This window comes from Pandoraea norimbergensis (assembly GCF_001465545.3).
Classification (GTDB): Bacteria; Pseudomonadota; Gammaproteobacteria; order Burkholderiales; family Burkholderiaceae; genus Pandoraea; species Pandoraea norimbergensis.
The window spans coordinates 5,864,480-5,887,425 of sequence record NZ_CP013480.3 but is presented as its reverse complement, the minus strand read 5'-3'; the positions used below and the strand labels follow the sequence as shown (position 1 = coordinate 5,887,425).

The following is a 22,946-nucleotide window of genomic DNA, read 5'->3' as shown; positions in this document are numbered from 1 at the left end:
ACGCTTGTGTGCGGCGCGCAACGGCTGCCCGCACCGTCATCGCGGGCATTTGCCTTTCTGTCTCTCATCGCCTACAACAACGTTATACCGTTCGCGGCGGTGAGAGAATCTGTACCACGGCGCCTGTCCGTGTTCCCTTTCCCCCGCTTGCCCACAGGGCGTATTCCGACGAGGCCGTTTCAGGCAGCGATGCATCGCGCACGTACGCGACGTGGCTGTCCGCAGGGCCCGGGCTTACGAGCGAGCGGTCTGGAGTCATTCATCAATGTTGCGAAAGAATCCGAGCGGGGATTTCCCCGTCGTGCATGAAACCTCGTTCATCGATCCGACGGCCATTTTGTGCGGCAAGATCATCGTCGGCGAGAACGTCTTCATCGGACCCTACGCCGTATTGCGTGCCGATGAAGTCGACGAGGGCGGCAAGATGGAGCCGATCGTGATCGGCGCCAATTCCAATATTCAGGACGGGGTCGTGATCCATTCGAAAGACGGCGCACGCGTGACCATTGGCGAGAACACTTCGATTGCCCATCGCTCTATCGTGCATGGCCCGTGTGTGATCGGTAACAACGTATTCATCGGTTTCAACTCTGTGTTGTTCAACTGCGTCGTGCACGACGGCGTCGTCGTGCGACACAACAGCGTGGTCGACGGGCGCGATATTCCCGAGAACTTCTACATTCCCTCGACCACACACATCAGCCGCGAGACCGATCTCGCGACCATTCCGAAGGTCACTGTCGACGCGCGCGAGTTCTCCGAATCGGTGAGCCGCACGAACGTGCAACTGGCACGCGCTTATCGTCGTATTCAGAACGAGTTCTGAGCACGAACGTGAGTGTGTGTCACTGCGGGTGAGCGCCGGCCTCTGAGCATTTGCAGGAGTTCGTCATGTCTTTGAGCGTCAACGGGATTGTCATCGACGCACGCCGCGTCGCCGATGAGATCGATCAGCATCGCGACGCGGCCGACCCGGAAACGGCGGCCCGGCACGCCCTCGTCAGTCGCGAGTTGTTGCGGCAACGCGTGCGTGATCTGCGGTTGCTCGGTGATGCTGAGATGGCCGGCGCGAGCGACGACGCGATTGTCGATGCGCTCTTCACCCGCGATGTGCATGTGCGGCGACCCACCGAAGCCGAGTGCCGTGCGTACTTCCACGAACACGCGGGGCAATTCCGCGTGGGCGATCAGGTGCAGGCGAGTCATATTCTGTTTGCACTTTCGGCAGGCGTGCCGCTCTCGGTCACGCTCTCACGGGCGCAGGCGGCGCTCGACAGACTGCGCGTCGAGCCCGCCGCGTTCGAGTCGCTCGCGGCGAGCGCGTCGGATTGTCCTTCGGGACGAAGCGGTGGCAGCCTCGGCATGCTCACGCGCGGCAGTGGGGCGCCGGAGTTCGAGCTGGTGCTGTTCTGCGGTGACCGGTTGGGCGTGCTGCCACGGCTGGTGAATACGCGCTACGGCTTTCACGTCGTGCGTATCGAGCGGCGTGTGAAGGGCCGTATGCCGCCGTTCGAGCGCGTGGCCGATCGCATCGCTGCGCAGTTGTATGAGAACGCCCGCACGCGCGCGCTGCGTCACTATGTGGCGTTGCTCGCCGGGGCGGCGGAAATCAGCGGTGCTAACGATGGCGACGGGGCGCGGCTCTTGCAGTAAGGCGTCGCGCGAAGCCAAAGTTATCGAAAGTATCGAAGGCAAAAAAGATGGGGCGCTCTTGCGGGAGCGCCCCATTTTCATTGGGTCACGACGAACCGTGGCTCGTCAGCCTGCGACGAATTCCAGCGTGACGGTGTCGAGCGTGAACGAGCCGTCATCCTGAATGCGGAAGTGTCGCCGCACGTCGTCGGCCATAGCCGTTTGCAGCGCACGAATCGCGACTTGCATCGGCTCGGGCGTGCGCATACGTGTCGTCCACGTCTTGAAGTCGAGATCGAGCGTGCGCGGTGTGAGCGATGCCACCGAGAACCCGGCATTCGCGGCCATCGCCAGCCATTCGCCAACAGCGTAGTCACGTACGTGCGACGTATCGCGCAACACTTCGACAGCTTGAAGATACGTGTCGAACAGCGGTTGCCCGGTGGAGGCGACGTCACAGATCACGACACGGCCACCCGGCTTCAACACGCGGCGCATCTCGCGCAACGCGGCGCCGACGTCGGCCCAGTGATGCGCGCTGTATCGGCTGAAGACGAGGTCGAAGCTGGCGTCGTCGAACGGCAGCGATTCGGCCGCGCCGAGTTGCGTTTCGATATTCGTCAATCCGCGTTTGGCCGCTTCGCCAGCCACGACACCGAGCATGTCGGCAGACAGGTCGTACGCGACGACGCGCGACGCAAACGGCGCGGTGAAGAAGCTCACATGACCGGCACCGCAGCCCAGATCGAGCACTTGGGCGTTCGGGTGTGCACGGGCGATCACCGCGAGTTGTTCGAGGTCAGCACCCTGCGCGTGGTTGGCGCTCGTCAGATACGCCGATGCCTGCGGGCCGAACTGACCGGTGACGACGGCATTGTGGGCGTCGTGCGCTGCGGGGGGCGCTGACGAGGAAGTGGGGCGATTAGCGTCGCTCACGGGGCGTCTCCTTCGATTGGACAGTCATCATGTTTGTGGGGGCGGGGCAGGGCATGTCGATGACGGGAAGACCCGGCATTCGTGCTTGCGCAACCTCGATGTGACTCACGATAATGGTTCGCCGATACCGGTACAAGTTGTCCATTTATCCTGGTATGAAAACTACCCCTATCATGACACCACCCGATACCACGGCCCACCGGCAAGCTTCCGACGATGCTCGTGGCGCGGCCAGCCAGCGCCGCGCGCTGGGTGACTTTCTGCGCGCCCATCGCGAGCGTCTCACCCCGGCTGCCGTCGGCCTGCCGCCGATCGGCCGACGCCGCACGCCGGGATTGCGACGCGAAGAAGTGGCGCAGTTGTCGGGATTGTCCGCCACTTGGTACACGTGGATCGAGCAGGCGCGCGAGGTATCGATTTCGGTGGGGGCGTTGTCGGCGGTGGCGAGTGCGTTGCGACTCTCGCGCGCAGAGCGTTCGTACCTGTTCGATCTCGCGGGAAAGCGTGATCCCGAGCGCGGTGCCGAACCGTTGCCCCACCACGCGGCGGCCCAAGTGCAGGCCGCCGTCGCTGCGGTGGCGGCACCCGCCTACGCGCTGGATCGCTGCTGGGATGTGCTGGCGTGGAACGATGCGGCGACCGACATCTTCCGTGGCTGGCTCGATGCACCGGGGCCGAAGAATTTGCTGCGTTACATCTTTCTCGACGTCGGCGCGCAGTCGTTGATTCAGGACTGGCCGAGCCGTGCGCGGCGCGTAGTGGCCGAGTTTCGCGCCGAGTGCAGCGCGTATCTGGACGATTCGCCGGTGCGCGCACTGACCGACGCGTTGCAACGCGAGAGTGCCGTGTTCGCGGCGCTCTGGTCGCAGCAAGATGTGGTGGAGCGTGAAGGCGGCCGCCGTGGCTTTCATCATCCGACGCGCGGCGAGATCGACTTTGCGCAGGTGACGTTCCGGCTCTCCGGTCACGATGACGTGAAGCTGGTGATGTTGCTGGCGTAGGGGGAATTTAGGCCGCCGGCCGCATCCACTGCACGAGGTACGTCGCACTCGCCATGCCGAGCAGCGTCATCAGGAGCGAGCCCGCCACGTGGGCGACGACCGTCATCGATGCCCAGCCGAGCTGCCCTTCGCGCAGCAGCGTCGTGACTTCCGCCGAGAAGGTCGAGAACGTGGTGAGGCCGCCGAGAAAGCCGGTGACGATCAGCAGCCGCCATTCGGCGGGGATCGAGGGGAACTGGCTGAACAGCGCGACCGCAACACCGATCAGGTAGCCGCCGCCGAGATTGGCGGCGAGCGTGCCGAGCGGAAGCGTCGGCAGAATGGCGTTGAACTGTACGCTCAACGCCCAGCGCAGCAGCGCCCCGAGGGCGGCGCCCATGCTGATGGCAACGACCGAAGCAAACATAAGTTTTCCCCTGGCAGATAATAAAACGGCCGGCCCTGTTCGGGGCCGGCCGTCCTCGCCTCTCAAGCGAATACTACGGGCATTGCGGGCATTGCGAGCATTACCACGGTCGCTCAGTCCTTCGGGAAGGACGTTGCGCCACCGTGCGCACCCGACCATTCGGCCGGTGCGTTCAGGAATTTCTCGACTTCATCCAGCGTCTTCGTGTCGAAGTGGTTCTGCTGCTTGGCTACGCGCAGCACGTCCCACCACGTCGCGAGCGAGTGCAGTTGCACGTCGATGTCCTTCAACACCTGACGGCTCTCCGGGAAGATGTCGTAGTGGAAGATCACGAACACGTGGTTCACGCTCGCACCGGCTTCGCGCAGCGCCTTACAGAAGTTGATCTTGCTGCGGCCGTCGGTCGTCAGGTCTTCGACCAGCAGCACGCGCGAGCCTTCCGGCAGATCGCCTTCGATCTGGGCATTGCGGCCAAAACCCTTCGGTTTTTTGCGCACGTACTGCATCGGCAGCATCAGCTTGTCGGCGATCCAGGCAGCGAACGGAATGCCTGCGGTTTCACCGCCAGCGACCGTGTCGAACTGCTCGCAGCCGACGTCTTCGATGAGCACGGCTTCTGCGAAGTCCATCAGCGTACGGCGCACGCGCGGGTACGAGATGAGCTTGCGGCAATCGGTGTAGACCGGGCTGGCCCAGCCCGAGGTGAAGATGTACGGCTTCTCAGCGTTGAAATGCACCGCGCCCACTTCGAGCAGGATTTTGGCGGTGATGTCGGAGATCGCCTGGCGGTCGATGCCAATCATGATGCGGATCCTTTGCATAGCTGCACGCCGTGCGGGCAGCAGGGGGAAATCAGGTTCAGCGCGACAGGTCGGCACGGCGGACCGGCGCTTAAACGCGAATTATGCCACAACATTCAGCAATCGAGCGGTCAATTATGCACGGAGCGTATATTTCCACGGGGCGACATACGCGCAGGGTGACCGCACGGCGCATATGAAAAATCTGTCCCGATAGATGAGTCCAAAAAAAGAGACAGTTGCCGATGGTTTATGACAGGCATACACTCTCGCCGAATTTCATACGCCGGCCGGAGCCGCCAACATGTCCAACGATTCAACGTCATTCCCCGCCGCGGGCGCCGCACCGGGCCACGCGCACGACAACGGTTACGCCAGCCGGGCCCTCTGGGCATCGGCCGTCGGCTACGCGATGGACGGCTTCGACCTGCTGATCCTCGGCTTCATTCTTCCCGCGATTGCCGCTGACCTGTCGCTGACCAGCGCGCAGTCGGGCGCACTCGTCACGTGGACACTCATCGGCGCCGTCGTGGGCGGTCTCGTCTTCGGCATGCTCTCAGATCGCTACGGCCGCGTGCGCGTGCTCTCGTGGACGATTCTGCTGTTCGCGGTCTTCACCGGGATGTGCGCACTCGCGCAAGGCTATTGGGACCTACTCGCGTATCGCACCATCGCCGGGATCGGTCTGGGCGGTGAGTTCGGCATCGGCATGGCGCTGGCCGCAGAAGCCTGCGCACCGGCGCGGCGTGCGCGCGCGTCGTCGTTCGTGGGGCTGGGCTGGCAAGCCGGGGTGCTCGCCGCCGCGTTGCTCACGCCCGTGCTGCTGCCGGTCATCGGCTGGCGCGGCATGTTCGCGGTCGGCCTGCTGCCGGCGGTGGTGTCGTTCATCATGCGCCGCACGCTGGGCGAGCCGGAGCTCTTCATCGCGCAACAGAAGCAGCCGCGTGAACACGCGCCGCTCAAGCTGCTGGTGAAGGACTGCGCGACCACGCGTGCGAGTCTCGGCGTGGCCATTCTCTGTTCCGTACAGAACTTCGGCTATTACGGCCTGATGATCTGGATGCCGTCGTATCTGTCGAAGGCGTTCGGTTATTCGCTCACCAAGTCGGCCATGTGGACGGCAGTGACCGTGCTCGGCATGGCGTTCGGCATCTGGCTGTTCGGCCGTCTGGCCGATCGCTTCGGCCGCCGCCCGACGTTCATCGGCTACCAGATCGGTGCCGTCGTGATGGTGTTCGTCTACGCGCAGTTGCAATCGCAGTTCGCATTGCTGATCGGCGGGGCTGTGATGGGCATGTTCGTGAACGGGATGATCGGCGGCTACGGCGCACTGATCTCGGAGCTGTATCCGACGGCGGCGCGCGCCACGGCGCAGAACGTGCTGTTCAATATCGGCCGCGCCGTGGGCGGTTTCGGCCCGCTCGCGGTCGGTGCACTGGCGGCGGCGTACTCGTTCAAGATGGCGCTCGTGTTTCTCGCCAGCATTTACGTGCTCGACATCATCGCCACGCTGTTCCTGATTCCGGAGCGTCGCGGCGAGGCGCTTTCCTGATTCCTGATATTCGACACGCCCGCAGTGCCCGGTAAGCCTCTCGAACGGGTTGCCGTGCACTGCCATCAAGCTTTTGGCGCAAGGTGTACACTTTGCGTCCTGCGGTGCGTCCGGCGCGCCGCAAGCCCTTGGTCTGACGCGCGCGAGCGCGGTATGCAAGACCCGGGGGAGCGGGGGCCATCACGCCGCCGCGCAGCGAAGAACACCGTCAGCGACAAAATCGCCGAATCCCTCCGGTTGGCTCTTCCCGCCGTGATCCGTCACAAGACTGCCGTGCCTGCGCGCTACCCTCGGGTGGCCGACGCCCGGCCGTCGCCCTGTATTTAGGTATCGAGATATGGACAAACCTGACTTGAAAGAAAGCGCTCTGGCGTACCACGAATTTCCCCGCCCGGGCAAAATCTCGGTGACGCCGACGAAGCCGCTGTCGAACCAGATCGATCTGTCGCTGGCTTACTCGCCGGGCGTGGCCTACGCCTGCGAAGCGATCGCCGAAGACCCCCTCGCCGCTAACCGCTACACCTCGCGCAGCAACCTCGTGGGCGTGATCACCAACGGTACCGCCGTGCTGGGTCTGGGCAATATCGGCCCGCTCGCCGCCAAGCCGGTGATGGAAGGCAAGGGCTGCCTGTTCAAGAAATTCGCAGGCATCGACGTGTTCGACATCGAACTCGCCGAACATGACCCGGACAAGCTCGTCGAAGCGATCGCGATGCTCGAGCCGACGCTCGGCGGCATCAACCTCGAAGACATCAAGGCGCCCGAGTGCTTCTACATCGAGAAGAAGCTGCGCGAGCGCATGAAGATCCCCGTCTTCCACGACGATCAGCACGGTACCGCCATCATCGCGTCGGCCGCGATCCTCAACGGCCTGAAGGTCGTGGGCAAGGACATCGGCAACGTGAAGCTGGTCTGCTCGGGCGCCGGCGCTGCCGCCATCGCCTGTCTGGACCTGCTGGTGAATCTGGGCCTGAAGAAAGAGAACATTCTGGTTCTCGACTCGAAGGGCGTGATTCACACCGGCCGCGACAAGCTCGACGAGAGCAAGGCGCGCTACGCCGTGGCGACCGAAGCCCGCACGCTGGCTGATGCGAGCAACGGCGCCGACGTGTTCCTCGGCTGCTCGACCGCAGGCGTGCTCACCGGCGACATGGTCAAGACCATGGGCCCGAGCCCGCTGATTCTCGCGCTCGCCAACCCCGAGCCGGAAATTCGCCCGGAAATCGCCAAGGCCGCTCGCCCGGATTGCATCGTGGCCACCGGCCGTTCGGACTATCCGAACCAGGTGAACAACGTGCTGTGCTTCCCGTTCATCTTCCGCGGCGCGCTCGACGTGGGCGCGACGACCATTACGGAAGAGATGAAGCTCGCCACCGTGCGTGCCATCGCCGAACTGGCGCAGGAAGAAGAGCAGAGCGAAGAAGTGGCGCGCGCCTATGAAGGCCAGTCGCTCGAATTCGGTCCGGAATACATCATTCCGAAGCCGTTCGATCCGCGCCTGATCATCAAGATCGCTCCGGCCGTCGCGCAAGCCGCGATGGACTCGGGCGTGGCGACGCGTCCGATCAAGGACATGGACGCCTACCGCGAGCAACTCGGTGGCACGGTCTACCGCACGGGCTTCATCATGCGCCCGGTGTTTGCCGCCGCGCGTGCCCGTTTCGCCGCCGATACGGCTGCCCGCATCGTGTTCGCCGAAGGCGAAGACGAGCGCGTGCTGCGCGCTGCCCAGTTCGTGCTGGCCGAGCGTATCGCCAAGCCGATCATCATCGGCCGTCCGGCCGTGGTGGAAATGCGTCTGCAAAAGATCGGCTCGAAGCTCAAGCCGGGTGTCGATTTCGAGATCGTCAATCCGGAAGACGACGCGCGTTATCAGCGTTGCTGGCAGGAATACCACAACCTGGGCGCCCGTCACGGCGTGACCCCGGAAGTGGCGAAGGCCGCCATGCGCAAGGACAACACGCTGATCGGTTCGATCCTCGTGCATCTGGGCGAAGCCGACGGCATGATCTGCGGCATGATCGATACGTACCACCGTCACCTCGACGTGGTCGATCAGGTGCTGGGCCGTGCCGAAGGCGTGAGCAACTACGCCGCGATGAACCTGTTGATGCTTGAGAAGCGCAACCTGTTCATCAGCGACACGTACGTGAACGAGACGCCGACGTCGGAGCAACTCGCCGAAATGACGGTGCTCGCCGCCAAGGAAATCGAGCGCTTCGGTATCGCCCCGAAGGTGGCGCTGCTCTCGAACTCGAACTTCGGCAGCGTGAAGTCGGCCTCGGCACAACGCATGGCGCGCGCCTGCGAACTGCTGGCCGCCCGTGCGCCGTCGCTGGAAGTGGACGGCGAAATGCACGGCGACGCCGCGCTGTCGGAGTCGGTGCGTCGCGCCGCTTACCCGGCCTCGCGTCTGTCGGGCGAAGCCAACCTGCTGGTCATGCCGAACGTAGAAGCAGCCAACATCACGTACAACCTGCTCAAGATGACGGGCGGTGAAGGCGTGACGGTCGGTCCGTTCCTGCTCGGCTGCGCCAAGCCGGTTCACATCCTGACGCCGGCGGCCACTGTGCGCCGCATTATCAACATGACCGCTGTGGCCGCTGCCAACGTGGTTCGTTGATGATCTGACGGACGCGCCGCCGGGTTGATCCGGTACGTGTGTCTGTCAGTGCAGGATAAAAAAATCCCGCCAGTCGCTTACGCGCTGGCGGGATTTTTCATGCGGCTTCTGATGCGGGTGACGCTTTCGGCTCAGGCTCAGGCTAAACGGACTTTCAGGCCGCAACGCGATGCGCATTGCCATCGCGGAACTGCGTGAGCAGCTTCGTCCACTTGATGCGCGTGGCGGCGAGGTTCTGGTCCTTCACGTGGCCATAACCGCGAATCTCCTGCGGCAGTTCAGCCAGTTGCACGGCCAGCGACGTGTTGCGCTCGTTCAGATGCGAGATCAGTTCGTTCACCAAGGCCTCGTACTCACCGATCAACGCACGTTCGGTGCGACGCTCTTCCGTGCGACCGAAGATGTCGAACGCGCCACCGCGCAGCCCCTTGAACTTCGCCAGCACGCCGAATGCCTTCATCATCCACGGGCCGTAGGACTTCTTGATCAGATGCCCCTTGTCGTCGTGCTTGGCGAGCGACGGCGGCGCCAAGTGGAAGTGCACCGAGAAGTCGCCTTCGAACTGCTCGTTCAGCTTCTTCATGAAGGCCGGGTCGGTGTACAGGCGTGCGACTTCGTACTCGTCCTTGTAGGCCATGAGCTTGTAGAGCGCGCGGGCAACCGCTTCGGTGAGCGGCATTTGCGACGCGCCGTTGTCGATGGCCGACTCGGCAGTGCGCACGCGATCGACCGTTTGCTTGAAGCGTTCGGCATACGCGCGATCCTGATACGCGACGAGCTGGTCGTAGCGGCGTTGAATCAGCGCGTCGAGCGCCTTGGGCGAATGCAGCGTGATCAGCTTGCCGCCAGCGGCTGAGGACTCCGGCGTTTCCCCTTGCTGGGCGAGCTTGCGCACGCTGGCGAGATCGTGCGCGGCACGGCGTCCCCATTCGAACGCCTGCTTGTTCTTCTCGATCGACACGCCGTTGAGTTCGATGGCGCGCGTGAGCGCCGCGTACGAGAGCGGCACCCAGCCTTTCTGCCACGCGAAGCCCAGCACGAACGGGTTGGTGTAGATCGTGTCGCCGAGCAGACGCAGTGCCAGGTGATTCGCGTCGACGAAATCGACGTTGTCACCGGCGGCGGCGCGGATATCGTTCTCCGTGCTCGATCCCGGGAAGCGCCAGTTCGGGTTGCGGATGAAGTCGGCCGTCGGTGTATGGGCGCTGTTCACCACGATGTTCGTCACACCGTGCTGCACGCGCGACAGCGTGTCGTCGGTGGCGGTGGTGATCGCGTCGCAACCGATCACCACGCGTGCGTCGCCCATGGCGATGCGCGTGGCGTGGATGTCGTCCGGTTGCAGCGCGATCTGTACGTGGCTCGTCACCGCGCCACCCTTTTGCGCCAAGCCGGTCACGTCGAGCGTGGTGACGCCCTTGTTTTCCAGATGCGCCGCCATGCCGAGCAGGCCGCCGATGGTCACGACACCCGTGCCACCCACGCCCGTGACGAGAATGCCATACGGACGCGTGATCTGCGGGAGCGCGGGTTCGGGCAGCGGCGGCAGACCTTCGTTATCGACCTTGGCCGTCTTGGGCTTGCGCAGCTGTCCGCCTTCCACCGTCACGAAGCTCGGGCAGAAACCGTTCACGCACGAGAAGTCCTTGTTGCAGGTCGACTGGTTGATCTGACGCTTCGTGCCGAATTCCGTTTCGAGCGGCTCGACCGACAGACAGTTCGACTTCACCGAGCAATCGCCGCAGCCTTCGCAGACCGCCTCGTTGATCACGACACGCTTGGCCGGATCGGGATACGCGCCGCGTTTGCGGCGGCGGCGCTTCTCGGTGGCACACGTCTGGTCGTAGACGAGAATCGTCGTGCCCTTGACCAGCCGCAGTTCGCGCTGCACGCGATCGAGTTCGCTGCGATGGTAGATGGGCACATCGCCAACCAACTTCACGCCCTCGTACTTCTCAGGCTCATCGGTCACGATGACGATCTTCTCGGCACCTTCCGCGGCCACCTGCGCCACGATCTGCGGCACGCTCAACGTGCCGTCGACCGGCTGGCCGCCCGTCATCGCAACGGCGTCGTTGTAGAGAATCTTGTAGGTGATGTTGACCTTCGACGAGATCGCCGCGCGAATCGCGAGCAGCCCCGAGTGGAAGTAGGTGCCGTCGCCAAGATTCGCGAAGATGTGTTCGTCGCACGAGAACGGCGCCTGACCGATCCAGGGCACCCCTTCGCCACCCATCTGCGAGAAGGTGTCGGTCTTGCGGTCCATCCACACGGTCATGTAGTGACAGCCGATGCCTGCGATGGCGCGCGAGCCTTCCGGCACATTCGTCGAGGTGTTGTGCGGGCAGCCCGAGCAGAACCATGGCTTGCGCTCAGCAGCGACGCGCGGCTTGGCGAGCGCTTGCTCCTTGGCTTCGATCACCTTCAGGCGCGTGTTGATGCGATCGCGCACGTCGCTCGGCAACTCGAATTTTTCCAGACGCGTGGCAATTGCCTTCGCGATCAATGCGGGCGAGAGTTCGTAGTGCGCGGGCAGCAGCCAGTTGGCCATCGGCACCGACCATTCGCCGCCTGCACCGTCCTTCTCGTCGAACTTGCCGTACACGCGCGGGCGCACGTCGTCACGCCAGTTGTACAGTTCTTCTTTGATCTGATATTCGAGGATCTGACGCTTTTCCTCGACCACGAGAATTTCCTGCAAGCCCTGTGCAAACGCGCGCGCACCCTGCGCTTCGAGCGGCCACACACAGCCCACTTTGTACAGACGAATGCCGATGCGCTGGCACGTGGCTTCGTCGAGCCCCAGATCGGCAAGTGCCTGACATACGTCGAGATACGCCTTGCCGCCGGTCATGATGCCGAAGCGCGCATTGTCGGAATCGATCGTCACGCGGTCGAGCTTGTTGGCGCGCACGTAGGCGAGGGCGGCGTACCACTTGTGGTCGATCATCCGCGCTTCCTGCACCAGCGGCGGATCGGGCCAGCGGATGTTCAGGCCGTCGGGCGGCATGATGAAGTCGTTCGGCAGGCGGATGTCGACGTTGTGCGGATCGATCATCACCGAGGCCGACGATTCGACCACGTCCGTCACGCACTTCATCGCGACCCACAGACCCGAGTAGCGGCTCATTGCCCAGCCGTGCAGACCGTAGTCGAGATACTCCTGCACGTTCGACGGATACAGCACGGGGATACCGGCTGCCTTGAAGACGTGTTCGGACTGGTGCGCGAGCGTGGAGGATTTGGCCGCGTGGTCGTCACCGGCCAGGACCAGTACGCCACCGTGTTTCGACGAGCCTGCCGAGTTGCCGTGTTTGAGCACGTCCATGGAGCGGTCGACGCCGGGCCCCTTGCCGTACCACATGGAAAACACGCCATCGAACTTGGCGGGATACAGATTGACTTGTTGAGAGCCCCAGACGGCGGTGGCCGCGAGGTCTTCGTTCAGACCGGGCTGAAAGACGATGTTATGGCCGGCGAGGTGCTGCTTGGCCTTCCATAGCGACAGATCCAGACCGCCGAGCGGCGAGCCGCGATAGCCCGAAATATAACCGGCGGTGTTGAGCCCGGCCGCCGCATCGCGGGCCTGCTGCAACATCGGTAGTCGGACTAGGGCTTGAATGCCGCTCATGTAAGCGCGACCGCGCTCGAGCGTGTATTTGTCGTCGAGCGTGACCGACTCCAGCGCGGCCAGCAAGCTCGGATTGACGGGGGCGTTCATGGGGTGTGCTCCTCACTCTCACTGATTTTGGGATCGCCAAAACTTCCTGCCCCCCCGCTCTCGTGAAGCAGGACGGCGGTGGTGACACAGGCCTCTTTAACGTCCCACGGGTGAACGATGTCACTCCGTGAGCGGGGCCTTTTTTCGTGATGCTGTTACCAGTCGCAACTATGTTAGCACCGGCGCCATGGCGTCGCCCGATGGGCATGATGCCCGCGCAGCGACGTTGTTCCGGTGTCATCCGAGTTGTCGATCGAGGGCAGTATAGCGAGGATTCTGACGTTTACGTAAACGTCATGTAGCTGGCGTAAACCCTCCCTTTGCGCCCATGTGCATCATCCCAATATGGGGTGGCAGATGCGGCATCGTGACGCGTGGTGTTTTTCGGATTCCGCAGCAAAATGGCGGGATTGTGTCGCGATTATGTCGGCAAAGGTACGCTTGTCGGTGGTTTCTGACACGCGGGTAACAACGTGTAACGCCTGTCGGCGATCGGGAACGGGCAGGGCAGAATGCACACTAAGTTGCGTTACCCGACAGATGGAAAAACGACATTGCGTTTAAGAAGTACCGAAGGAAGTACCCAAGCAACACGAAAGAAGGAGTCACTGTGAATCAACGAAACATCGCCAAATTCCTGCTGGTTTCCGCTTCGTTTCTGACCCTGGAAGTGAGCGTCGCACGTGCCGATGAACTGGCACGCGACAAGGCGGCCGAACCTACCCCCGTTACCGTGGCTGTCACGCCGCCGCTGCGCACCACGCAGCAGCCGCAGCGGTACGAAGGCCCGCTCGACCAGCGCACGATCGATCCGCGAGAATTTCAGCGCCGTTAAGCCGTCACCGGCGAAACGGCTAACGGGGCAGGCTGTTCCGACGCGAGCGCATCAGGCGCTGCGAAGCCGGACCCCAGACACACCATGAGTGCGTCACCACCGAGTGATGCCGCCCAACACCACAGGGCGCCGACCGATGAGGCTGGCGCCTTTTTTATTGGGTTTGATCATGGTGTTTTCGCGGCGTGGCTAATGCGATTCCCTGACGTCTTGCCCTGAACTGTCTTGTAATGTCTTGTAATCGGGTAAACAGGGTGATGACTTTATGATTTTCGTATTTTGACGCAATATCATTGCTCATAAATATCAAAATCAGGGGGAGAAGTGCCAAAACTCGAATTGGATAAAATCGACCGCCGGATTCTCGGATTGCTGCAAAGCAATGGCCGACTATCCAACCTCGAAATCGCCGAACAGGTGCGGCTCTCGCCGAGCCCTTGCCTGCGTCGTATCCGGCGTCTGGAAGAGGCCGGCGTCATCCGTGGCTACGTTGCCCTGCTGGAACCCACACGGCTGGGGCTCGGCCTGCTGGCTTACGTCAACGTGCGTCTCGACAAACGGCACCCCGGTGACGGAGACGGCGGCACGGTCAACGAGCACTTCCGCGACGTGGTCGATACGTGGCCCGAGGTCGTCGGTTGCTACGCGATGGCCGGCGACATGGACTACCTGCTGCGCGTGCACGTCGGCGACATGACGCACTTTTCGCGTTTCATGCAAAAGCAACTGCTTATGCACCCCAGCGTGGTCGATGTGAAAACCAGCTTCGTCCTTGATCAGCTCAAGGAAACGACGGCGTTACCGCTGCCCTGATCCGTGCTGTAGCCACAGGGTGCCCGGTGATTCATCATTCTGACGGGACAAAAAAGAAACCGGCCAATTTGGCCGGTTTTTTGTTTTGCGTTGCCGTGAATCGATTTCGAATCAAGCAGCCTTCGGCAGGATGGCGCCGAGCAGACGTCGCGCGTTACGCACCTGACGCTTGATGGCGTAATCGAAGGCGGCGACCTGATCCTGCATCATTTCCGAGAGCATCGACTGCGTATCGGCGGGCGGCAGGCTGAGGTAACCGTCGGCTTCGCCGTAAGCGTAGTTGATTTCCATGCCGGCCTTCTTCGCGATGCGCATCATGCGGGCATTGCGCGACAGGCAGTGCATGTACAGCGTATCGACGCGCTTGTTGCGGCAGTGGATGGACGCACGTTCGAACAGACGCGAGCCGATGCCACGGCCACGGGCCGATTCGAGCACCGAGACGCCGAATTCGGCAACGCGGCCGTTTTTGCCTTCGGGGAGTTGTGCCACGTGGGCGACCGCGACCAGCGCCAGATTGTCGTCGTAGACGCCGAGCAGGCTGTCACGCGAGAAGTCGAGGCTGGCGACGTAGCGGGTAATCACGTCGTCGGTGACGGCCTGACCGAAACGCAGCAGGCGGTCTTCTTCGCCCAGCGCCAGAAAGTGGCGTTGCAGGCGGTGAATATCGCCCGAGGTCAGCTCACGAATCAGCACGCTCGACCGCTCGTTAGCGGCAACCGTCGCGTGGGCGACGTCGGGCGTGTGGTTCGGGGCAGTCATGGCGTATTCCTTGGTGTTCTTTCGAGCGTGCACTGAATTGTGCGGCGCAAAAGAATTATAGCCGAACGGCTAGGTAAAAACCCTAGGAAATAAAAGTACGCCGTGGAAGGAAACGTCTAAGTACCTGAAGAATGGCGTGTTTTCTCGATAGTTCGAGTCAGGCCATCGGGGGAAGGGTTGCTGCGAAGCAACAAGAAAGGGCAATATTCGCCCTTCCTATCGTAAGTAATTACTCACTTCGAGTGAAAATCAGGCCTGCGCGGCGCCCGATGTCGCGGTGCCCGCCGGGTCGGCCGTCTCGGGGAGCGGTTGGGCGAGTCCGTGTTCGAGCACACCGATCACCTCATCGGCGAAGTCGCGGTAGCGCATGCGCCCGCCCGGCTTGAGCCACGTGAAGGTCCAGTTGATCATGCCGAACAGCATCATCGTGAGCGCCGTCTGGTTGGGCTTGCCCACGCGCTCAGGGAATGCGCGCGAGAGCTGACGGGAGAACGCGCCGACCACATCGCGCTGGCGGTTGAGCACCACTTCGCGTTGTTCGTCGTTGAGGAATTTGACGTCGTTGAGCAGCGCGATGTGGCGCGTCTGCGAGGTCTCGTACTCGTCGAGAAACGCCCGGATCAGTTCATGAAACGTTTCGCGCTCGGAGAGCCCGCGCCGCTGGCCAAGGGCTTCGACTTCCGTGACGATCAGCATCAGCCGCTGCGTGTAGCGGTCGAGCAGGTCGAACAGGATGGCGTCCTTGCTTGCGTAGTAGTGATAGAGACGGGCTTTCGACGTGCCGCAGGCGGCGGCCAGTTCCGACATCGACGTGCTGGGATAGCTCGCGCGGGCAAAGGCCTCGGCGGCGACATCGAGAATCTGTTCGCGCTGCGACTCGTGGTCGGGCGCCTTGGTACGTGCCATAAACGGGGGTTACTCCAGTCGTAGATCGCACGCTGCGGGCACGGTGGTGTCGCCGCGCAACGCGAGCCGGCCCGCCGCACCGAGTTCGCGGCAGCGCCAGAGCAGAAAACTGTCGGTCGCGAAAAAACCTTCCACGCGCGGCATCATTTCACCGAGAAACGCGGCCATCGGCATCCACGTCACCGGTGCCCGATCGAGAATCTGATCGTCGATCTCGGCAAACGTCGCGCCTTCGAAGGTGTTGTGCACCCAGCGGCGCACTTGGGTATTCACTTGCTTGAGCGCCCGCCATTCCAGTGACAGCCGGCCGATCCGAAGCAGCGAAATCGGGGCGATACGGGCGAAGCGCTCGGCCAGCACTTCCGGGGCATACATGCCGACGCTGGTGCGGCGATTGGCATCCTGTGCCGTCGCCGTCTGGGCTGACGGGGCCAGATCGGTGGCGCGCAGCACGATTTCATTCAGTCGCGCGGGGGTGTTGCGCAGCATGAACGCCACGCGCCGCAACGTGAGCTGATCGGACGCACTGTCGCCGTGCCAGCAAACCACCGCGTTGTCGCCTTCGACCAACCGTTGCAGCGATGCCAGTTCCTCGCGCAGCTCACCCGCATAATCGCGGCCGGCGGAGGGGACGACACGTTGCCAGAAGGCGGCGCGTTGCCGCTCGTTCTCGTCGATTTCGCGCAACGGGCCAACGGCCAGATCGTCACGCAAGACAAGGACAGGGTCGGCGCGAAGCGCTTGCGACATCGCCGCGCGTAACTGCTGCGCGGCGACATCGCCACAGACGACATGGATGGTATTCATGCCGGTAGTTTACGGTATTCCCGGTACCTCGGGTTGACGCTCCCGTAATGCCGGGAATAATCGACGCATTGGCACCATTTCAAGGCAAATTCCGTTGCGATGGCGGAGCGTTCGCACCGGGCGGCAAAGGAATTCGCCGCCCCGCGCGCCCAACAGCGGGCTTAGCGCTCGTCGTAGCTGACCACTACGCGTTGCGTCAGCGGACGTGCCTGGCACGTCAGCACGAAACCTTGTTCGACTTCGTAATCTTCCAGCGTGTAGTTCTTTTCCATTGCCACTTCGCCTTCGAGCACCTTGGCGCGGCACGTGCAGCACACGCCGCCCTTGCAGGCGTACGGCAGCGAGAGTCCGGCCGCGAGACCCGTGTCGAGAATGCTCTGGCCTTCGTACGGCTGACGCAGGCGGCGCTCCTTGCCGTCCATCACGACGACCAGCTCGGCCATCGGCGTGTCGTCGGTGATCACCACCGGCTTCACCGGGGCTTGCGACGTGGGCACACCGAAGCGCTCGACGTGGATCTTTTCCTTCGCGACACCAGCGGCGGCCAACGCGGCTTCGGCGGCATCCATCATCGGGCCCGGGCCGCAGATGAACGCTTCGTCGATGCTCGACGGCGGGATCAGCGTCTCGAGAAACGCCGAGCACTTGTCCTGATTGAGCAGGCCATTGAACAACTCGACTTCCTGCGCCTCGTCCGAGAGCACGTGGTACAGGCGCAGACGGCCGAGATACGTGTTCTTCAGGTCTTCCAGCGCTTCGGCAAACATGATGGCCGGTACCGAGCGGTTGCCGTACACGAGCGTGAACTGGCTGTTCGGCTCAGAAGCCAGCGTCGTCTTGATGAGCGCGAGCATCGGCGTGATACCCGAGCCACCGGCAAAGCCGACGTAATGCTTGGCATGCTCAGGCGACAGACGCGTGAAGAAGCGGCCATCCGGCGTCATCACGTCGATCTGCTGGCCCGGCTTCAACTGATCGTTGGCGAAGTTCGAGAACTTGCCGCCCGGCACGCGCTTGATACCCACGCGCAATTCGCCGGTCGCCTCGTAGTCGGGCACGCCCACGCAAATCGAGTACGAGCGGCGCGCTTCTTCGCCTTCGATCAGCGTCTTGAGCGTGAGGAACTGGCCTTGCGTGAAACGGTAGGCGTCGCGCAGGGCATCCGGCACGGTGAACGCGATCGAGATGGCGTCGGCGGTCTCGGGACGGATTTCGCGAATGGTCAGCGAATGGAATTGCGGGGTCGTCATCGTGGGCTTCCTTGCCGCCGGCACCCGCCGGTCGGGATCAATCGGATCAATCAATAGGGCTTGAAGTAGTCGAACGGCTCGCGGCACGTGCGGCAACGGTAATGCGCCTTGCACGCGGTCGAACCGAACGCCGATACCACTTCCGTGTCGGCTGAACCGCAATGCGGGCACGGCACGCCGTCTTTCGGGCGGCCGTAGAACGTGATCTTGCGCGGCGCGTCGGCGGCCACCGCATGCGCGCCCGTGGGCGGCGCAATGCCGTAGCCGCGCAGCTTCTCGCGGGCCTCCGGGCTGATCCAGTCGGTGGTCCACGCGGGCGCCAGCACGGTCTTGATGTGCCACGGGCCGAGGCCCGCGCGTGTCATCGCGGCGTCGATGTCTTCGGCGATCTGCTGCATGGCCGGACACCCCGAGTACGTCGGCGTAATCACGATCTCGAACGACGTCACGTCTTCCGCGTTCTGCACCACGCGCACGTCGCGCAGAATGCCGAGTTCGCGAATCGACACGACCGGAATCTCGGGATCGGGCACCGATTCGAGCGTCTGCCACGCGAGCGGCAGCGAGGCTTCCGATGCCGGCGTCAGCACGTCGGGGGCGACGGGCGGGGTGAGCGGCAGATTCATGATCGTGTCGAGGTGCGTGTGCATGGTGGGCGTCGCGTTATCAGTTACCAGCTCGCGCCGGGATGCTGACGCGCGATGACCTGCATCTCGCCGAGCAGATAGCTCATGTGCTCGGAGTGATGGCCGAACTTGCCCGTGCTCTCGAACGCGCCGGCGGCCGGTGCGCTAAGCGTGGCTTCGTCGAGCGCGTCGGTCACGACGGCCTGCCATGCATCCTTCAGCTCGGACATGGTCACCCCCGTGCCGGCCGCAGCAGCGGCGTCTTCGAGCGCATCGCGCTTGAAGATTTCGTTCATGTACGGCATCAGGTAGTCGAGGGCGGCTTGTGCGCGACGGTGCGATTCTTCCGTGCCGTCACCAAAACGCACCAGCCAGTCGCGGGCGTGATGCAGGTGGTAATGCGCTTCCTTGACCGACTTTGCGGCGATGGCGGCCAGTTCGGCGTCGCCCGATTGCGCCAGCGCTTGCCAGACTTCGACCATCAGGGCCGAGTACAGGAAGTTGCGCACGATCGTTACGGCGTAGTCACGCTCGGCGGCCGAAGTGCCGGCGGTCGGGCCGTAATGCGGCAGTTCGACGAGGGTCCAGTTACGGAACGCGAATTCGTCGCGCCAGAAGGCGTAGTCGTCTTCTTGCTTGGTGAGGCCGGTGAGTTCGGTTTCGAGCTTGGCGGCGTGTTGATAGAGCATGCGCGCCTGGCCGATCAGATCTAGGCTCAGGTTGGTGAGCGCGATGTCTTCTTCGAGCACGGGGCCGTGACCGCACCATTCCGCGTTGCGCTGACCGAGGATCAGCGCGTTGTCGGCAAGGCGCAGCAGATAGGACAGGTGTTCCTGCGTCGGTTTCATGTTCTGGTGTCTCGCTCGGGGCGCGCCGTGACAGACGGCGCGCAGCCACTTACATGTGGTTCACTTCTTCCGGCAACTGATAGAAGGTCGGGTGGCGGTAGATTTTGTCGGCGGCCGGGTCGAACAGTTCGGCCTTGTCTTCCGGTGCCGAAGCTGTGATGGCGGCCGAGGGCACGACCCAGAGGCTCACGCCTTCCTGACGGCGCGTGTAGACGTCGCGCGCCATGCGCAGCGCCATTTCGGCGTCGGCGGCGTGCAGGCTGCCGCTGTGCTTGTGTTCGAGGCCCATCTTGCTGCGCACGAACACTTCCCAGAGGGGCCATTCCTTGTTGCTTGCTTGCGTCATGATCGTTCCTGTGCGGGGCGTCCCGCGTGTCTGTGGGGTTGCCGCTGGTTCATGTGACTGGCCGGGCGGCTGATTCGGGCAGCTTGTTCAGGCGGCTTGTTTTTCGGCGCGCTGACGTTGCTTCGCCGCATGGGCGAGGGCAGCGTCGCGCACCCAGGCGCCGTTGTCGTGAGCGGCCACGCGGGTGCCCACACGTTCCTTGTTGCACGGGCCTTCGCCGTTCACGACACGCCAGAATTCCGACCAGTCGATCTCGCCGTAGTCGTGGGCCTTGCGGGCTTCATTCCACTTCAGATCCGGATCGGGGAAGGTCACGCCGAGCACGCGGGCCTGTTCGATGGCGGCATCGACAAACTTCTGACGCAGGTCGTCGTTCGAAATGCGCTTGATGCCCCACTTCATGGTCTGCGCGCTGTGGATCGATTCCTTATCGCTCGGGCCGAACATCATCAGCACCGGCCACCACCAGCGGTTGACGGCTTCTTGCACCATGTCGCGCTGGGCCTGCGTGCCGTTCATCATCGAGAGCAGGGCGTCGAAGCCCTGACGCTGATGGAACGACTCTTCCTTACAGACGCGAATCATCGCGCGCGCATACGGGCCGTACGAGCAGCGGCACAGCGGCACCTGGTTCATGATGGCGGCGCCATCGACCAGCCAGCCGATCACGCCGACGTCGGCCCACGTGAGCGTGGGGTAATTGAAGATGCTGGAGTACTTGGCCTTGCCCGAGTGCAGCGCGTCGATCATCTGGTCGCGCGACGTGCCGAGGGTTTCAGCGGCGGAATAGAGATAGAGACCGTGGCCGGCTTCGTCTTGCACCTTGGCCAGCAGGATCGCTTTGCGCTTGAGGCTGGGTGCGCGCGAAATCCAGTTGCCTTCCGGCAGCATGCCGACGACTTCCGAGTGCGCGTGCTGCGAAATCTGGCGCACGAGCGTCTTGCGGTACTCGACGGGCATGTAGTCCTGCGGCTCGATCTTCTGATCGGCGGCCATGCGCGCGTCGAAGCGGGCTTGTTGCTGCTGCTCCGTCTCGCTCAGGGTGCGCACGCCCTTGGGGCTGTTGCCGGCCAGATCGATGGCTTGCGTATACATAGAGGAAGGCCTCCGCGGCATATGGGGATATGGAACGCATTATAAACCGACCGGCCGGTCGGTCAATAAATGTTTTCCATGAGATGACGGGGGCGATTGGGGGCAGGCGTTTACCTCCCGATCACGCCTCGATCACCTCAGCCGCACAGGCCATCAACCCCTTGATTAGCCGGGCCCGGGGCGACGCCCGGTGCCACAGCAAGCCGAACCGACGACGCTCGACGGGGACCGGCAGCGGCAGACGCACGACATTCAGGCCACTGGTGAGCGGTGAGACGATATCGGGCACGAGCGACACGCCCAGCCGGCGGTCCACCATCATGGCGATGGCCATCAGCGAGTTCAGTTCGAACAATTCGTTCGGCGCGATCTTCGCCGCGCGCAGGTACTGGTCCGCCTGCTTGCCGCCGCCCAGCGACCGGTCATAGCGAATGAACGGCTCGCGCCGCAGCAAGGAATGGGGGTCTTCATCCGCCAGATGCGACGGCGCCAGCACCACGATCGGCTCCTCGCGCAGCAAGTGCCAGTCGTACGCCTTGGGCAGCGCAAACGGCGGATGCAGGCAGATCGCCACATCCAGATCGCCGCGTTGCAGCGTCTCGTACAGCTCCATCGACGTGCCCGCACGAATCAGCACCTTGGCTTGCGGAAACGCCGTCGAGAAGTTCGCCAGCACGTCGGGCAGCAAACTGAGCAGCGCCGTCGTAATGGTGCCGATTCGAAGTTCGCCCGAAGGCTCGTCGGTCAGCGCCACGGCCCGGAGCTCGGCCGCCTCGCGCACCAGCGCCCGCGCTTTCTCAATCACCCGATGTCCGGCCTCCGTCGGAATGACCGTGCGCCCCGCGCGCACCAGCAACGGCACCCCGAGTTCGCGCTCGAGCGCCTGCACCTGTTGCGCGATGGCCGCAGGCGTCACGCCGATGCGGCGCGCGGCTTCGGCCATCGAGCCGCTATCGACCACGAGCAGAAGATTGGCAAGAAAGGCGGTATCCATGACGATAGATTTTCTATGCTTTTAAGATAGGTGCGGATAGTTTATCTAAAGCTAGGCGGCACTTAGACTCATTTCCAGTCAGAAGAAAGCAAGGACTGGAGACATGAGAAGCAAACTCTTCGTGCCCGCATCGCGGCCGGAGCTCTTCGCCAAGGCGCTCGCCAGTGCGGCCGACGCCCTGTCGTTCGATCTGGAAGATTCCGTCGCCCCCGAGCGCAAGCACGACGCGCGCAACACATTGCGTGACTGGCTGCGTACGCCGGGTCCCGCCCACGCCGACAAGCAATTGATCGTGCGCGTGAATCCGCTCGATACCGCGTACTTCGGCGACGACATCGATGCCGTCGTGCAGAACGGCGTCGCACTCATCAATCTGCCCAAGCCCGAACGCGCCGACGACGTGCTCGCCGCCGCAGAACGCATCGAACAGGCCGAACGCGCCAACGGCGTCACGACGCCCGTGCGTTTGCTGCTGAATATCGAATCGCCGCAGGCCCTGCGCCGCGCCGCTGAACTCGCAACGGCGCATCCGCGCGTGGCCGGGTTGCAACTGGGTCTCGGCGATCTGTTCGAGCCGCTGGGCGTGGCACGTCGCGAAGCCGCCGCGATCTCGCAAGCCATGTTTGCGCTGCGCATGGCCGCCGGTGAGGCGGGCGTTTTTGCTTACGACTCCGCCTTCGCCAACATTAAGGACGAAGCGGGCTTTCGCGCCGAAGCGCAGCTCGCAAAAGCGATGGGTTTCCTCGGCAAGAGCTGCATCCATCCGAGTCAGATTGCACTCGCCAACGACGTATTCCGTCCTTCCGATGAAGAGATCGCCCATGCCGTGCGCGTGGTCGATGCTGCACGCACGGCGGCCCGCGACGGCGTAGGCGCGTATGTCGTCGACGGAAAAATGATCGATGTGCCGTTTGTCGAACGCGCCCGCGCGCTGGTGAGCAATGCCCGCCGCATGGGCTTGTTGCGCGACGAGCAGCCGGTGAACTGACGGCT

General features: G+C 63.2%; 21 protein-coding genes. 8 read left to right on the top strand and 13 right to left on the bottom strand.

Annotated features, from left to right (window positions below; genetic code table 11):
- The first annotated feature begins 265 nt into the window (after positions 1–265).
- Entirely contained in the window at positions 266–826 is a 561-nt protein-coding gene (locus tag AT302_RS25845) for a gamma carbonic anhydrase family protein (RefSeq protein ID WP_058376438.1), read from the top strand.
- 65 nt (positions 827–891) lie between these two features.
- A complete protein-coding gene (locus AT302_RS25840; RefSeq protein WP_058376437.1) occupies positions 892–1,653 on the top strand; it encodes a peptidylprolyl isomerase in 762 nt (253 codons plus the stop codon).
- A 105-nt stretch (positions 1,654–1,758) separates the two neighbouring features.
- Here the strand turns inward: AT302_RS25840 and AT302_RS25835 are convergent, their stop codons facing one another.
- Entirely contained in the window at positions 1,759–2,568 is an 810-nt protein-coding gene (locus AT302_RS25835) for a class I SAM-dependent methyltransferase (protein WP_058376436.1), read from the bottom strand.
- Between the two features lie 173 nt (positions 2,569–2,741).
- Here AT302_RS25835 and AT302_RS25830 point away from each other — a divergent pair, with 173 nt between their 5' ends.
- Positions 2,742–3,569: a helix-turn-helix transcriptional regulator gene (locus AT302_RS25830; protein ID WP_058376435.1), complete on the top strand. Its 828-nt coding sequence runs from the start codon at positions 2,742–2,744 to the stop codon at positions 3,567–3,569.
- Between the two features lie 7 nt (positions 3,570–3,576).
- Here AT302_RS25830 and crcB read toward each other — a convergent pair whose 3' ends face one another.
- Both crcB and AT302_RS25820 read right to left on the bottom strand, forming a co-directional pair.
- Positions 3,577–3,975 (bottom strand): fluoride efflux transporter CrcB, encoded by a 399-nt coding sequence (gene crcB / locus AT302_RS25825; RefSeq protein WP_058376434.1) that lies wholly within the window; start codon positions 3,973–3,975, stop codon positions 3,577–3,579.
- 113 nt (positions 3,976–4,088) lie between these two features.
- Positions 4,089–4,778, bottom strand: coding sequence for an orotate phosphoribosyltransferase (locus AT302_RS25820; RefSeq protein WP_058376433.1), 690 nt, complete (start codon positions 4,776–4,778; stop codon positions 4,089–4,091).
- A gap of 301 nt (positions 4,779–5,079) precedes the next feature.
- Between AT302_RS25820 and AT302_RS25815 the strand changes: the two genes are divergently transcribed.
- On the top strand, positions 5,080–6,327 hold the full coding sequence (locus AT302_RS25815) for an MFS transporter (RefSeq protein ID WP_058376432.1): 1,248 nt from the start codon (positions 5,080–5,082) through the stop codon (positions 6,325–6,327).
- 337 nt (positions 6,328–6,664) lie between these two features.
- A complete protein-coding gene (locus AT302_RS25810) occupies positions 6,665–8,950 on the top strand; it encodes an NADP-dependent malic enzyme (RefSeq protein WP_058376431.1) in 2,286 nt (761 codons plus the stop codon).
- 154 nt (positions 8,951–9,104) lie between these two features.
- Here the strand turns inward: AT302_RS25810 and AT302_RS25805 are convergent, their stop codons facing one another.
- On the bottom strand, positions 9,105–12,671 hold the full coding sequence (locus AT302_RS25805) for an indolepyruvate ferredoxin oxidoreductase family protein (RefSeq protein WP_058376430.1): 3,567 nt from the start codon (positions 12,669–12,671) through the stop codon (positions 9,105–9,107).
- 610 nt (positions 12,672–13,281) lie between these two features.
- On the opposite strand from AT302_RS25805, the gene AT302_RS25800 reads away from it, so the two are divergent.
- Both AT302_RS25800 and AT302_RS25795 read left to right on the top strand, forming a co-directional pair.
- Positions 13,282–13,506, top strand: a complete 225-nt coding sequence (locus AT302_RS25800) for a hypothetical protein (protein ID WP_058376429.1) — start codon at positions 13,282–13,284, stop codon at positions 13,504–13,506.
- Between the two features lie 324 nt (positions 13,507–13,830).
- On the top strand, positions 13,831–14,319 hold the full coding sequence (locus AT302_RS25795) for an Lrp/AsnC family transcriptional regulator (protein WP_058376428.1): 489 nt from the start codon (positions 13,831–13,833) through the stop codon (positions 14,317–14,319).
- 111 nt (positions 14,320–14,430) lie between these two features.
- On the opposite strand, the gene AT302_RS25790 is transcribed toward AT302_RS25795, so the two are convergent.
- From AT302_RS25790 to AT302_RS25750, 9 genes are all read right to left on the bottom strand, one after another.
- Complete coding sequence (locus tag AT302_RS25790; protein ID WP_058376427.1) at positions 14,431–15,081, bottom strand: GNAT family N-acetyltransferase; 651 nt, start codon at positions 15,079–15,081, stop codon at positions 14,431–14,433.
- Between the two features lie 249 nt (positions 15,082–15,330).
- Positions 15,331–15,987 (bottom strand): TetR/AcrR family transcriptional regulator, encoded by a 657-nt coding sequence (locus AT302_RS25785; protein WP_058376426.1) that lies wholly within the window; start codon positions 15,985–15,987, stop codon positions 15,331–15,333.
- A 9-nt stretch (positions 15,988–15,996) separates the two neighbouring features.
- Positions 15,997–16,794 carry a DUF1835 domain-containing protein gene (locus AT302_RS25780; RefSeq protein WP_058376425.1) on the bottom strand — a complete coding sequence of 266 codons (798 nt, stop codon included), beginning with the start codon at positions 16,792–16,794 and terminating at the stop codon, positions 15,997–15,999.
- A 161-nt stretch (positions 16,795–16,955) separates the two neighbouring features.
- Entirely contained in the window at positions 16,956–18,044 is a 1,089-nt protein-coding gene (paaE, locus tag AT302_RS25775; RefSeq protein WP_058376424.1) for a 1,2-phenylacetyl-CoA epoxidase subunit PaaE, read from the bottom strand.
- 50 nt (positions 18,045–18,094) lie between these two features.
- Entirely contained in the window at positions 18,095–18,694 is a 600-nt protein-coding gene (gene paaD, locus AT302_RS25770; RefSeq protein WP_157125878.1) for a 1,2-phenylacetyl-CoA epoxidase subunit PaaD, read from the bottom strand.
- A 20-nt stretch (positions 18,695–18,714) separates the two neighbouring features.
- Positions 18,715–19,518 carry a 1,2-phenylacetyl-CoA epoxidase subunit PaaC gene (gene paaC / locus AT302_RS25765; protein WP_058376423.1) on the bottom strand — a complete coding sequence of 268 codons (804 nt, stop codon included), beginning with the start codon at positions 19,516–19,518 and terminating at the stop codon, positions 18,715–18,717.
- A 49-nt stretch (positions 19,519–19,567) separates the two neighbouring features.
- Entirely contained in the window at positions 19,568–19,864 is a 297-nt protein-coding gene (gene paaB, locus AT302_RS25760) for a 1,2-phenylacetyl-CoA epoxidase subunit PaaB (RefSeq protein ID WP_058376422.1), read from the bottom strand.
- 87 nt (positions 19,865–19,951) lie between these two features.
- Entirely contained in the window at positions 19,952–20,959 is a 1,008-nt protein-coding gene (gene paaA / locus AT302_RS25755) for a 1,2-phenylacetyl-CoA epoxidase subunit PaaA (RefSeq protein ID WP_058376421.1), read from the bottom strand.
- Between the two features lie 121 nt (positions 20,960–21,080).
- Positions 21,081–21,953 (bottom strand): LysR substrate-binding domain-containing protein, encoded by an 873-nt coding sequence (locus AT302_RS25750; protein ID WP_058376420.1) that lies wholly within the window; start codon positions 21,951–21,953, stop codon positions 21,081–21,083.
- Between the two features lie 103 nt (positions 21,954–22,056).
- On the opposite strand from AT302_RS25750, the gene AT302_RS25745 reads away from it, so the two are divergent.
- Entirely contained in the window at positions 22,057–22,941 is an 885-nt protein-coding gene (locus tag AT302_RS25745; RefSeq protein ID WP_058376419.1) for an HpcH/HpaI aldolase/citrate lyase family protein, read from the top strand.
- Positions 22,942–22,946: the final 5 nt, after the last annotated feature.